At 34.3% G+C, this 12,800-nt stretch carries 11 protein-coding genes; 3 read left to right on the top strand and 8 right to left on the bottom strand.

All coding sequences use genetic code 11. The features are described from left to right. Positions 1-438: 438 nt before the first annotated feature. Positions 439-1,986 (bottom strand): hypothetical protein, encoded by a 1,548-nt coding sequence (locus tag MK119_RS04145; protein WP_290671187.1) that lies wholly within the window; start codon positions 1,984-1,986, stop codon positions 439-441. 987 nt (positions 1,987-2,973) lie between these two features. Between MK119_RS04145 and MK119_RS04150 the strand changes: the two genes are divergently transcribed. Further along, positions 2,974-4,122 carry a DUF6624 domain-containing protein gene (locus MK119_RS04150; RefSeq protein ID WP_290671189.1) on the top strand — a complete coding sequence of 383 codons (1,149 nt, stop codon included), beginning with the start codon at positions 2,974-2,976 and terminating at the stop codon, positions 4,120-4,122. A gap of 322 nt (positions 4,123-4,444) precedes the next feature. On the opposite strand, the gene MK119_RS04155 is transcribed toward MK119_RS04150, so the two are convergent. Then, positions 4,445-4,903, bottom strand: a complete 459-nt coding sequence (locus tag MK119_RS04155) for a hypothetical protein (protein ID WP_290671191.1) — start codon at positions 4,901-4,903, stop codon at positions 4,445-4,447. A gap of 117 nt (positions 4,904-5,020) precedes the next feature. On the opposite strand from MK119_RS04155, the gene MK119_RS04160 reads away from it, so the two are divergent. After that, positions 5,021-6,103, top strand: a complete 1,083-nt coding sequence (locus MK119_RS04160) for a branched-chain amino acid aminotransferase (RefSeq protein WP_290671193.1) — start codon at positions 5,021-5,023, stop codon at positions 6,101-6,103. A gap of 46 nt (positions 6,104-6,149) precedes the next feature. On the opposite strand, the gene MK119_RS04165 is transcribed toward MK119_RS04160, so the two are convergent. Then, positions 6,150-6,776 carry a hypothetical protein gene (locus MK119_RS04165; protein WP_290671196.1) on the bottom strand — a complete coding sequence of 209 codons (627 nt, stop codon included), beginning with the start codon at positions 6,774-6,776 and terminating at the stop codon, positions 6,150-6,152. Positions 6,777-6,924: 148 nt separating this feature from the next. After that, complete coding sequence (locus MK119_RS04170; RefSeq protein WP_290671198.1) at positions 6,925-7,524, bottom strand: NUMOD4 domain-containing protein; 600 nt, start codon at positions 7,522-7,524, stop codon at positions 6,925-6,927. Positions 7,525-8,218: 694 nt separating this feature from the next. On the opposite strand from MK119_RS04170, the gene MK119_RS04175 reads away from it, so the two are divergent. Continuing rightward, a complete protein-coding gene (locus MK119_RS04175) occupies positions 8,219-9,172 on the top strand; it encodes a hypothetical protein (protein ID WP_290671200.1) in 954 nt (317 codons plus the stop codon). On the opposite strand, the gene MK119_RS04180 is transcribed toward MK119_RS04175, so the two are convergent. The 4 genes from MK119_RS04180 to MK119_RS04195 all read right to left on the bottom strand — a co-directional run bounded on the left by MK119_RS04180 (position 9,164) and on the right by MK119_RS04195 (position 12,643). Continuing rightward, positions 9,164-9,856, bottom strand: coding sequence for a YjjG family noncanonical pyrimidine nucleotidase (locus MK119_RS04180; RefSeq protein ID WP_290671202.1), 693 nt, complete (start codon positions 9,854-9,856; stop codon positions 9,164-9,166). The two genes, MK119_RS04175 and MK119_RS04180, sit on opposite strands and share 9 nt — an antisense overlap. A 2-nt stretch (positions 9,857-9,858) precedes the next feature. Beyond that, the gene (gene coaD / locus MK119_RS04185) at positions 9,859-10,326 is read right to left on the bottom strand and encodes a pantetheine-phosphate adenylyltransferase (protein WP_290671205.1); all 468 of its coding nucleotides are present in this window, start codon (positions 10,324-10,326) and stop codon (positions 9,859-9,861) included. Between the two features lie 58 nt (positions 10,327-10,384). Then, positions 10,385-10,915, bottom strand: coding sequence for an O-acetyl-ADP-ribose deacetylase (locus MK119_RS04190; RefSeq protein WP_290671207.1), 531 nt, complete (start codon positions 10,913-10,915; stop codon positions 10,385-10,387). Between the two features lie 162 nt (positions 10,916-11,077). After that, complete coding sequence (locus MK119_RS04195) at positions 11,078-12,643, bottom strand: carboxyl transferase domain-containing protein (RefSeq protein WP_290671209.1); 1,566 nt, start codon at positions 12,641-12,643, stop codon at positions 11,078-11,080. Positions 12,644-12,800 lie beyond the last annotated feature (157 nt).

Raw genomic sequence — 12,800 nt, forward strand, 5'->3', positions numbered from 1 at the left:
CTTCCGCATAAGCGGCTAGTCAAAATTGCTTGTATAATAAAATTGTTTGCTTAGAAATTATAAGTAGCTGACTACATGGAAGCTACGCATGATTGGCTGAATTTTATTATGCCAATTCCAGCCTGCTGGCAGACATGGTCTCGGGCAAACTACTTAATATATAACCCTTCATTTAATCTTGAAATTTTCGTTTTACGTCAACTCCAACAACCTAATAGGCCCGATGGATGAATTGTGCTTTATTATCAGCAATTTTGAAGATTCATCAATATGAAAGTGGATGCCAATGGAGAATTTTATAAACCTCATGTAGCCAATGTTATGTCTCAATATCCAAGCTATCCCGCTTGTAGATTTACGTATGAGCAACTGCTCAAAATGGCAAATAGCTACTTTGAGACGGAGGATAAAATGTGATAATCACCACCTAGCACCTTACTATTGTCTTCCTGTTTTCCTTTCTTTATAAAATTTGTTTTCTAACGAATTTAAGGCCATTTCCCAGAGGATTTCATAGGGAATAATTTCTACTTCGTGTGGTTGATTAGCAACTTCTAAAGGCGTTTTCTTCAGCTGAGTTAAGTACTTCATTGCTTTTCTTTCAATGGCTGCTTTGTGAAAGCTAGAACTTGGAATAAGTAATAACATTTTAATAAAGCAGTTACTCCTAAACGTATCATTTCTTCTGAGGTATCGATAGCAATATTTATCAATCGCTTCAATTCTATCGATCGCATGATTATATCTTTTTTGGAGGATCAAGAAGAGAATTTGAATAATAAGGATTGGGATATTGTATTTTCTTTTATCCTTTGATAATGAAGGTACCTCATTGATAAACTTACCTAGTTTAAATTTGCTTAATGCCATCTCATCATTTACAGTTGGAATTTTCTTTAGTTTGATGAGATAATGAATATAAGCCTCATAAATTTTCCATGATTCTTTGACACTATTAGGTTGATATTTAAGGAATTTATGGTTTTTTGCTAGTTGAAAATATTGATAGGCTTTATTAAATTTTTTACTGTGAACTGCTAAAATAAATATCAGTTCAATAGTCTTAAACCAATTGTATTTATCTTCTTTTGATATCAAGTCTAAACAACGCTTTGCTATTCGTTCACCATTATCGTATTGTTTCAGCTGTGTGTGGCAAACAAGCTGTTGGTGATAAAATACCAACATTGGTGTTCGTGCTACATACTCCTTGCTTTCAAAAAAACGGATAGCTCTTTTACAAACTTGAATGGTAGAGTGATAATCATTGATACTCATGTAAATGAAAATCCGGATCATATTGCCAAACAAGTGTAGTTTTTGAGAGCAATAATTTTCCATATAATCTTTTATTTGCCTGTAGCTTTCCTTGGCAAAAAGATGTATTTCTTCTTTTTTGGCGTTTTTATTGGTGTATTTCGCAACTAGTTTTAAGTAATACTCATTGGCTTCATCTTCTGTATTCAGGATTTCATTGTATTTTTTGAATAAGCAATTGTAATGATCAAATAACTCTGGTTTTTGACTAAAATGGCTGTAATGTTTGCGAAGGAAGCGAAGGATGTCTACAGATAAATCTGTAAACTCATAGTAAATAGATTGTTGTAAAATCTTTTCAGCAATTTCTAAGGGGGCCAATCTAGCTGCTTTTCCAATTAGAATTTTGGCTGCAGCCCAATTTTTCCAACAATTTAAATAAGCTTTTTGGTTTTCGTTAAATTGACTTTGACTAACATCGATAAAAAAGACTGTATTGAGCAATCTATTTTTTAAAGTGTTTTTGAGGTTTCTAAAGCTAGAGGAAGTTGCAGGTTTATTAAAAAAATAAATAGCAGCATCTTCTTCAGATTCAAATTCGTTATAAGCTATTTTTTCGTATAGCTCTTGTATTTTGGTAGCATTCTCTGCCGCAGTTTGTCCAATAATTTCAATTTGGCGTGTTTTATTTTTAGTTATTATAGCAATTAGCTCTTGGAGTACTTTCATAGCCTGTTTAGTTTTCCTTTAATAAATAGATATATATTCATTTTCTTATTGAGCAGGACATCATCCTAACGCATAAAAAATGAGAAGTAGTTTACTTCGTTGAGATTTCAAATCAAAAGGTATATTTCAACTTGTAAATAACTGAAGGACAGTCCGTGTAGAACAAATTAATTCGCGTGTATATTAATACTCTCCTTAGTAAAAGATATGGAGTTAGAGGTGAATATCTTAGATTGATATTTTCTTTAATATTTGTGTCCAATATAATGCTTACTCAAAATGAAAGCAAGTTTCAATAGTCTTATTTAGAATATTATGTACTTAAGTTTATGATAATCAATATTTTGTATAGGTTGATTGAAATTGAGTAGATGTCAAACTGGCAATCTTTGTCTACAACTTAGTCATTTGAATAGATGAAATTTGAAACATAATATTTCTTTCATGACTTAACCTTTATTACGTATAACAGCCTTTTTATCCCTAGGAATTATTAGCTCTCCAGAGGATATGGATAATTTAACTCCTGAACAATCTAAGCAGGTTGCGATTGTTATTGTAGATTACGGCATACCTTGATTTTGTTTAGTTGTTATTAGGTTAAAATATTGATTTATAAGTACTTGTGTTTTTACTTGTTTTTTTATTGTAAAATTAGTTCTTGTCACTTTTAGCTTTTTTGTCAAAATTATTGCTGCTTTAAACTATTAACTTGTGACTGTATTTAGAGAGAAAATGGTTATTGAAAACATGACCATAGCAAAATACTAACAGTTTTTCGATTGCTACTCACAATTTAGAGCGCATTATTTGATTTTCCAGAATGGAAATAATCCGATAATTTCTCTAACAATACAAAGTCTTTCAATAGTTGCAAGTCCAATTTATCAGCTAAATATTACCTTAAGAAGTCTGTTAAATTAAAGCTGGATTACAGTATTCTGACGGAATTTGAGGATTGCTACTTATTTTACAAGTAGAAGTGTAGTGAGAGATTATAACAGTATTTGGATAGGATATCCTAATTTGAAAAATGATTTGTACCATAGTTTAAAGCTTAATTTTTATTCATTAAATCTATACAGTTTTACAAACATTTATGGTATTGCATCAGTGCAAAGAAGATATCAAAGTGTAAATAATCAAGTTCAGTTTATCAATTTGAATAACATAAATATGCCTTTTAAGAAAAAGCAGTTTGGAATGAGCTTAAGTACAAGATTGATCTTATTATTAATAGTAATTAGTTGTTCATCTGAAACAATGTCGCAGCAAACAGCATATTATCCACCTCATAAAGCAAGTGTTTCAAAAGCTGATTTTGAGCATGGTACGAAAGTCTTGAAAAATACTTACAGTAGGATTAAGCGAAGAAACGGTCGAATACAATGTATAGATTATTGGAATATTGCAGTAGGTTATACCTATTTGCAAGAAAATAAGGATACTATTAGAGGTTTAATATTGCGTAGTTACCAAAAAAATCCGGAACTATTCTTAATGGCGTTAAATCCAGAATCTAATGCTATTAATCTGTGGCGAGATATATTGCCAAAAGAAGAGTTTTCTTCATTATTTGGTAGTGTAGATGCTGAAAATTACAGACTCTATCATGGTGCTGAACAGAAAACAGCTGAAGAGGGGATTAGCCAAAATGCTTTGATTCAAGGGCAGCCAAAAACCGTTCAAAAAAAGAAGTATCAATATGATGAGGAGCTGAAACAATTGATGAAAAAAATCGATGCAGCAGATCAAGCAGTCAGAGGAGATTGGGATAATCCTGATCTAGAGCAAATGAGGATAGTTGATGAACGCAATTTGAAGACCATTGATTCATTATACAATATTTATCAAACCTATATCGGAAAGACGATGGTAGGGGATGATTATGAACATGTAATGTGGTTAGTGATACAGCACGCGGATCTTGCTACAATGGAAAGATATCTGCCAGTCTTACATACTGCCATTCAAGAAGATGAGTTGTCTGTAGGAGCTTTTAAGATGACTTTAGATAGAATTTATGCTATTAAATTTAATTACCAAATTTATGGTTCACAATATGCAGTTCCCGCAATTCCAATTGCACCTGATCATATTGTAAAAGAAGTAAAGCAGAAATATCAATTAGATTAAGGTAAGCGGCTAGTCAAAATTGCTTGTATAATAAAATTGTCTCTACGAAAATCATAAGAAACTGACGATAGTAAAGTTACGCATGATTTTTGTAGGGACGCTAAAACCTGTCTGCTTTCTATGGTTAATCCAAGCAAATGTTTAAATTTTTTTCATATATAACTTGATTTCTTACGACAGCAAAAACGCGAAGAATGATTTTATTTCTCAAAGCATTGATAACACTCAAGAATGGTTTACCTCAGCTAAAAAATCGTGCTCAATCTTATTATCCTTAGTTGCTTGGAATTTTTGCACTGACCATCCAGTTACTATGCTTGTTTTATTTTTGTAAAAAAATTGCTTTTAAGCAATTCCAGAGAGCGGCAGATTTAACTTTTCCCCCTGCTTTACGTTCTTTAAGAATAATGGATAAGTCATCGGCGAATATAAAACGAATATTGTTAAGTAGAAAAGGCTGATATAACTTGATAGATATGTTAAGGCCAATTTCTTGCGGCTTGCGCCCAAACACCAATACGTATTTAATACTATTTGAGCAAGTAATCTGAGCGAGTGAAAAGCTTGGTATATTTTCGGCAGGGAGCCAAAGAGTATCTTGCTCTATATCTATTTTAGCAGCAGCTAGAATTTTAGCTAAAAAAGCTTGTAATTCATTTGCTGAATCTAAAACATTATAAGTTATAAAAATACCTTTTGTATTTTTACCTTTTAATTGTGATTTCCACTTTGTGGGTTCTGAAACAGAGAATATTTGAAAATCTCTAAAGCTAGGACTCAAAATAAAATAATTTTATAAGGCATTTCAGCCAAATTATAGTTTAAAAAAAATGACTTATATTAACCAATATAAAATTTATTTATTATTTCGTGAATAAATCATTAAATTTTCTTGCCTATGAAATATAATATCACAGTAAGTAAGACCGAAGCTTCTCGACTTTCTTCGGTTGACTTCGACAACATTCCTTTCGGGAGAGTATTCTCTGACCACATGTTTGTGGCAGACTACCAAGACGGAGAATGGCAAGATTTAAGAATTGTTCCTTTCGGGAATTTTGAGATGCATCCAGCAGCCATGGTATTGCACTATGGTCAAGCTATTTTTGAAGGCATGAAAGCTTCCAAGACAGTTGATGGTAAGGCAATGCTTCTACGTCCTGAAATGCATGCCAAAAGGATTAATGCATCAGCTGCACGAATGTGTATGCCAGCTGTACCTGAAGATTTATTTTTAGAGGCCTTACATGCACTAATTGATTTAGACCAAGCTTGGATTCCACCACAGCTAGGGAGTGCGTTATATATCCGTCCATATATGTTTGCTACGGATGAATTCATTGGTGTCAAACCTTCACAGAGGTATAAGTTTATCATTTTTACTGGCCCTGTAGGCCCATATTATCCTAAGCCTGTTAGTTTAATTGCAGAGCAAAAATATGTTAGAGCAGTCAATGGCGGTACTGGTGAAGCAAAAGCAGCGGGTAATTATGCTGGTTCATTGCTTCCTGCAAAAATCGCTAATGAAAAAGGATATGATCAGGTAATGTGGATGGATGGCAGTGAATTTAAGTACATTCAGGAAGTAGGTACCATGAATATCTTTTTTGTAATTGATGGCAAAGTAATTACTCCAGCTACAGATGGGGCGATACTGAAAGGAATTACAAGAGATTCTATTTTAAATATTCTTAAGGATAAAGGATACCAAATAGAAGAACGTCCACTAGCAATTGATGAAGTAGTAAAGGCCCATGAAGCGGGGAAATTGGAAGAAGTTTTTGGTTCAGGTACCGCAGCAGTAATTGCTCATGTAGCAAAAATTGCTTACCAGGATAAGGAGATGGTACTTCCACCAATGGAGGAAAGAAAAATAGGTGCTATGATTAAGGAAGAGATTGATGGATTAAGAGCTGGCACAATTGAAGATGAAAGAGGATGGGTTGTAGCTGTGCAATCAGATATTTTAGTAAATATATAAAAGAAAAAGAGGCTGATCTGTAGATGAGCCTCTTTTATTTTATTTCTTAACGTGAAAATTTCTTCTTTAATTTTCCGTCTTTAGAAGTCCATTCTGGTAAAGCATATGAAAATCCACGCCCTTCATATCTTAGTTTGAGGATATCTCCTCGGCGATTAGCTAATTTGTGGATACTTCGGTTCAATTTGATTTTAAAATCATCAAGATCAAATTTTTCACCTTTTGTTTTAGCATCCTCTTCTGCCAAATATATAATTTCAGCAGCGATTAATGGCTTTTGAAAATGGTTTAGTTGCCCCATGACGAAATTATCCGTTTCTGACAATTTGTATCCTCTTCTCTGGCTGCTGGATTGCAAAATGCTTTTCTTTTTATCTGAGCGATTCTCATTTTCGGAAGGGCGTCCTTTTTTTCTTTTTTTTGTTCCTTCAGTAATAACTTCTGCATTCGAATCTGTTCCAGATTTATGATTTTCTGTTCCTTTTGTGGTAGAAGTAATAGAAACGATTGGTGCATCTGGAATATCAAATACTGGTTTTTGATTGAGTTCAGATTGTAATTCCTGAATGGTTTTCTGAGTTTTCTGTAATTGATAACTCAATTTTCTGACTTCGGAGTAATACCTACCAATTAACTCTTGAAGTTCAGATCGGCTTAAACTTAACTTGTTCATTTAACTCTCAAAATTTTGTTATTGAATCACTACCAAAAATCAAAGCATTTAAATTCAAATTTGGTCTTTATTTTCGGGCAGTTTTTACGCTGAGAGTTTTAGGTGTAACTTAATGTGATTGACTGATTAAAGAGAATACTGGTGAATTCTAGGAAGCTGCTTCCACTTCTGCCCAGTTCTCTTGTCTTTCGATTCTTTTAATTTGTGTGACACTTACATTGAATTTTTTCGCAATAATTTTGGTCTTTGTCTTGTTATTCTTCAGCCATTTTTTGATAATGGCTACTTTAGTTTCTGTAAGTTTATTATTAGTTATAGGTTTAGGTTTATCCTTTGGTATTAATCCATGCCTTTTCTTATATTCTACTCTACCCTCCAAGTGATGTTTCCATTCTTTTTCAGTAGCCCATATTAGATTAGAGGTTCTGTTATCTAAGGTATCATGATTTTTGTGTAAAATGTAAGTATGTTTTTCTGAGGGCTTACGGACAAAATTTTCTGCTATGGCTTTGTGTATGAATAAGGATTGGTATCCTTCCACTAGTCTAATATTAATAGACTTGTAGCCTCGTCTTCCGAGACTTCCTTTCAATTCCATTTCAGTATTTATTTTCCTATTAAAAGCTTTCGCTCTGCCATAGGTACTTACATAATAATCTTTTTGCTTGGTTGGCCCTTTCAGTATTACTTTGACCCATATTTCTCCTGCCTTATCTTCGACAAGTTTTACTTGCTTAGCCTTACTCATTTGTTCAGTTTTAATGATGTATCATTTTTCCTATTTTCTGCTAATAGACAGAATAATGGAACAAACTAGCAATAGCTTTGTTTTCAAAAATAAAATTTTAAAAAATGAAGTATAGGTTTTGAAGCGTTTTGCAAATATAATAAATCATTACATTTATCAAATATAAATTAATAAAATATTGCCAACGGAAGCGCATAAAAACAATTTACAGCTTTTTAAAGAAAAAAACAAGTCTTTCGCAATGGCACATAAGTCATGGATTCATAAAGAAATACATAGTATTGCTTATTTCTAGTTATAAGAAATTCGTACAATATTAGTTTGCCTTAAATTATTCAAAAAAAACGTCTGCTATCAAACTGATATTACATCATCTACAAAAAGAATTTCTTTTGAAAATTAGATTTATTCCTAAATTTTAAATAGATGTAATTCTATTACCTAAAATTAGCAGTGTATTTGAGTCATAATTTCGAAAAATTGGCAACCCATATATAAGTTAATGAGCGGCTAGTCAAAATTACTAGTATCATAAAATGGTCAGTTGGAAAATCATGTGGAACTGACGATAGTAAAGTTAAGCATGATTTTTGAGGGGACGCTAAAATTTGTCTGCCTAGGGCTGAATTTTATTACACCAATTTTCTGACCTAACTCCCTAACTTATTCTTCTCAAATAAGTTAGCTTTGCAACATGATTAGTTATTTAAAAAGAAAAGAAATTAATGACCAACTGTGGAATACTACTGTCCAAAAGGCAAAGAATGGACTACCATACTTTTACACATGGCACCTAGATAATTGTTGTAAGCATTGGAGTGCACTTGTATGGGAAGAATACAAATTTATCATGCCGCTTCCATATAACAACAAACTTCTCATTACTAAACAACTTTTCCAACCAATATTGACTCAGCAATTAGGTATCATTGGGAATGGCCTTACGGCAAATATTGCGGAACAGTTTTTAAAGAATATTCCTCCCTATTTTAAATATATTAATATCCAATTACATCACAAAACGCCAACTATCGATACTAATGATAAAGGAACAACGCTGTGGCCTAATCATATTCATACAAAAGATAATTACGTAATACCACTTGATAAAGAGGAAGAAATATTGATAAAAGGACTGAATAGAGAGATTAGAAGAAACCTTAGAAAGTTGGCGACTAAACACAATATAAAGCCTATCAATTCTGCTCAAATTATTGTTGATTTCTACTTCAAACAATTTGGTAAAAAATTAAATTTATCACTAACAACACGGCAAACTATATTTAATATTATGGATGCTCACTTAAAGCACAATACTATTGAAATATATGGTTGTTATGATAATGAAGAGCAGCTTTGTTGTGCTACTGCTTTTTTGCACAGCCACGATCGTTTAATATCTATTTTTGGAGGCCCAAGTGAAGCCGGGAAAAAGATCTATGCTATGCATGCCATTTATGCCCATGTGATAAAAAAATACGCTAATACTCCTAAAATAGTTGATTTCATGGGTTCAGAGATTAAAGGGGTAGCATTTTGGATGCGTAGTATGGGAGGCATATTACAGCCCTACTTCAAATATGAAGTGGATGATTTACCCAGACTAATAAGTTTTATCAAACATCGAAAGTGGAAAGTATCAAACTAAAAATAAAGACCTTAATTCATCCATATTTTTAACTTCATATTTTGGCTGTATTTCTGTATCATTTTCCTTTTGCCGATAATTATACCAACAAGTTGAAATACCATAGTTATTTCCACCTTTGATATCAGAATTTAAATTATCCCCCACAATGACTACCTTTTTCTTCTCTGGGAAGTTAATTTGTTCAAATGTATACTGAAAAAAATCTTGCGATGGTTTTGCAAAACCAATTTCATCAGATACAATAATGGTATCAAATAAGTCGTAAATCCCTGCTTGTCGGAAACGAGGTCTTTGCACTTCTTTTAATCCATTTGTGACTATTGCTAATCGATATGTCCCTTGCAAGTCCTCTAGTAAATTTTGACTGCCTTCAATCATAAATCCAGCCTCACTCAATCGACCTAAATATTGCTCTTCAAAAGATTTGGGAGATACATCTGATCGTCCAATTGCTGATAGAAACAATTCAAATCGTTTCCATCGCAATTCTGATTTGGTCATTTTCCCATTTTCAAAAGCACTCCAGCACTGATGATTGATTACTTTATAGGTTTGATGCAAAGATGAAGTATAGGGAATTGACTTTTCTTTCAAAGTATGACTAAGAGCAAATAATTCGGCTTCATCAAAGTCTAATAAAGTATTATCAGCATCAAATAATATCCATTCGTAAGATTGCATAATTAAAATTTTGGGACGATCACTTCTGCAGGAATAAATGGGCTAGCATCACCATTCCCCTTGATAATTTCTCTGACAATAGTGGAACTAATGTGGGAGTATTCTGGCTGAGAGATCAAAAAGATCGTTTCGATGCCATCACCAACAATATGATTTAACTGAGAAATAGTTTTTTCATAATCAAAATCTGAGGCATTTCTCAAACCGCGAAGTAAGTACCTTGCACCTATTTCATTACAATAATTAGCTGTTAAACCCTGAAAATGAGCAACTTCTACTTGATTATAATCAGCAAAAACTGCCTCTAACCATTCCTTTCGTTGATCCAGATCAAAAAGGTATTTTTTTTGAGAGTTGAGACCGATAGCCACTACAATTTTATCAAATAGTGGCAATCCTCGTTTTACTAGGTCTACATGCCCTACAGTGATTGGATCAAAAGAACCAGGAAATACAGCAATTTTTGTCATGATCATTAGTTTGAGGCCTCAAATTAATCATCTATTCGTTTAATTCAATTTATTTCCTTCAAAATGTAGTCTGATCACCATAGGACGATAAAATACCTTGATAAATTTCAAAATTTTCTTGATCAAAACACACAAAAATAACCTGATCTAAATCTTCACGATCTTCAAAATGTTTTACCGTATTTATGGCAATTTGGGCTGCTCTTTTTTTGGGGAAACGATATACACCTGTACTAATATTAGGAAAAGCAATCGTCCTCAATCCATGTTTCAAAGCTAATTGAATACTATTTATATAACAATTCTCTAGTTTCTGGTCCTGTTTGGTATGGCCATTCCAAATGGGGCCAACTGTGTGAATTACATTCTTCGAAGGCATATTCCCAGCGGTAGTGATTACGGCTTCTCCAGTTCTGCATTTTCCTTGACGGTTTCTAATTTGCATACATTCCTCTAGGATGGCCTTCCCTCCTGCCCTGTGAATGGCACCATCAACACCACCACCACCCATTAAAGACGAATTAGCAGCATTTACAATTGCATCAACATGTAAAACAGTAATATCTCCTTGGATAAGTTCTATTGTCATTGGTATTTTTCTAAAGTTTACACTTTGGGCATTCAATAAGTTCCAAATTCGCTGATTGCTTTACAAACTTATGATGATAAACTTGTCCTTTATTTGGCGAAAGCCTTAATAATATATTTACTTTTCAGGAAATTAATGGCGCCATCTCACAAAGTCACAAAACTACCAACTATCAATCATACGATGACTAGCCTTTATCGAATGACTCTCAATCCCTTGTACAATCCAATCTCGGGTATACTTAGGATCAATCACTTCATCAAACTCTAAAAAGGAAGCAGCACTTTGAGCCTTTCCCCGATCATATAAGGCTTTTAGGTACTGATCATAAAGCGCTTGTCGTTTTTCTTCATTTGTTTCCGCTTCCAACTCTTTTCTAAAACCTAATTTTACGGCACCTTCCAAGCCCATTCCACCAAATTCGCCAGTTGGCCAAGCGATGGTGAAGTAAGATTCGTGTAAACTTCCTCCTGCCATAGCCATGGCACCTAGTCCGTATGCTTTTCGCAAAACTACGGTAAAAATAGGCACTTGTAGAGATGCACCAACCATAAACATCCTAGAGGAATGGCGCACCATAGCCTTCTTTTCAAAAGTTGGTCCAACCATAAATCCTGGAGCATCGCAAAGCGATAGAATCGGGATGCCAAAGGCATCACATAGCTGCATAAAACGTGCAGCCTTATCTGCAGCATCACTATCAATAGCACCGCCCAAGTGCCGAGTACTATTTGCCATAAGGCCAAGCGGATAACCATTGATCCGGATAAAAGCAGTTACCAGATTTTTTGCAAACCCACCTCTTAATTCAAGCACAGAGTCTTTGTCTGCTAAGGTGTGGATGACTTTAAATATATCATATGCAAATTTGCGATTAAGCGGTACGATATCTCGTAATTGATCTTGATCTTCCACTTCAAAATTTGCTTTTTTACCTTGAAAGTAGGACAGGTATTTTTTAGCAGCTTCGACTGCTGCTGCTTCATCTTGGACTAAAATATCAATGACTCCATTTTTGAATAGTTCTGTTGATGGTCCAATCTGAGTAGGATGAAAATGCCCCAGCCCCCCACCTGCAATCATTGCAGGTCCTCCCATTCCAATGGAAGCATTTTCGGTAGCAATAAGGACATCCGAACTGCCTGCAATAGAGGCATTACCCGCAAAACAATACCCCCCGACCACGGCTATACGAGGCACCTTCCCGCTCAAGCGTGCATATTCCACGAAAGTGGGAACATCCAGACCTCCCGAATGAATCAATTCAAAATCTACATCCCCTGGCCGACCGCCGCCGCCCTCTGCAAAGAAGATGATTGGCAAGTTTGCAGAACGAGCCATTTGAATTGCACGATCCGTTTTTTTATGATTAAATGCGCCTTGCGTTCCAGCCAAAACTGTATAATCATAACTCAAAACCATACACTTGCACTTCGGCAGCTCAAAAAATACACCATTTACTTCCCCTACCCCAGTGATCAAACCATCAGCTGGTGTATTTTTGATCAAATCTTCCATTGTTCGGCGCCCACGCTGAGCAGCTACCATTAGTGAGCCAAATTCAGTAAATGATCCCATATCACAGAGATGATCAATATTCTCTCGTGCTGTTCTCAGGCCTTTATCATAGCGCTTTTGCACTGCTTCTGCCCTATTTTCATCGAGCAGAAATGATTTTCTGTCCTCCAGTGACTGTATATCAGGGCGTTGATCTTGATCGTTTTTCATCACTATTAAGTTGGTTGATTAACAGATAATTGGTGTCCTTTGGAGCAAGTTGATAACGTAAACATCGAACAAAGCATGTTTGGTACCACTAATGCGTTAATATATCGTCTATATCAACTATTGATCAATTCGGCTGAAAAAATAAATTTCCAAACAT

This window comes from Kordia sp., assembly GCF_022447245.1.
Taxonomy (GTDB): Bacteria; Bacteroidota; Bacteroidia; order Flavobacteriales; family Flavobacteriaceae; genus Kordia.

What these genes read in the sequence shown, in the direction of transcription:
- MK119_RS04175 (WP_290671200.1), top strand. Translation starts at nt 8,219, where the DNA reads ATGATTAGTTATTTAAAAAGAAAAGAAATTAATGACCAACTGTGGAAT.
- MK119_RS04160 (WP_290671193.1), top strand. Translation starts at nt 5,021, where the DNA reads ATGAAATATAATATCACAGTAAGTAAGACCGAAGCTTCTCGACTTTCT.
- MK119_RS04190 (WP_290671207.1), bottom strand. Translation starts at nt 10,915, where the DNA reads ATGACAATAGAACTTATCCAAGGAGATATTACTGTTTTACATGTTGAT.
- MK119_RS04165 (WP_290671196.1), bottom strand. Translation starts at nt 6,776, where the DNA reads ATGAACAAGTTAAGTTTAAGCCGATCTGAACTTCAAGAGTTAATTGGT.
- MK119_RS04145 (WP_290671187.1), bottom strand. Translation starts at nt 1,986, where the DNA reads ATGAAAGTACTCCAAGAGCTAATTGCTATAATAACTAAAAATAAAACA.
- coaD (WP_290671205.1), bottom strand. Translation starts at nt 10,326, where the DNA reads ATGACAAAAATTGCTGTATTTCCTGGTTCTTTTGATCCAATCACTGTA.
- MK119_RS04170 (WP_290671198.1), bottom strand. Translation starts at nt 7,524, where the DNA reads ATGAGTAAGGCTAAGCAAGTAAAACTTGTCGAAGATAAGGCAGGAGAA.
- MK119_RS04195 (WP_290671209.1), bottom strand. Translation starts at nt 12,643, where the DNA reads ATGAAAAACGATCAAGATCAACGCCCTGATATACAGTCACTGGAGGAC.
- MK119_RS04180 (WP_290671202.1), bottom strand. Translation starts at nt 9,856, where the DNA reads ATGCAATCTTACGAATGGATATTATTTGATGCTGATAATACTTTATTA.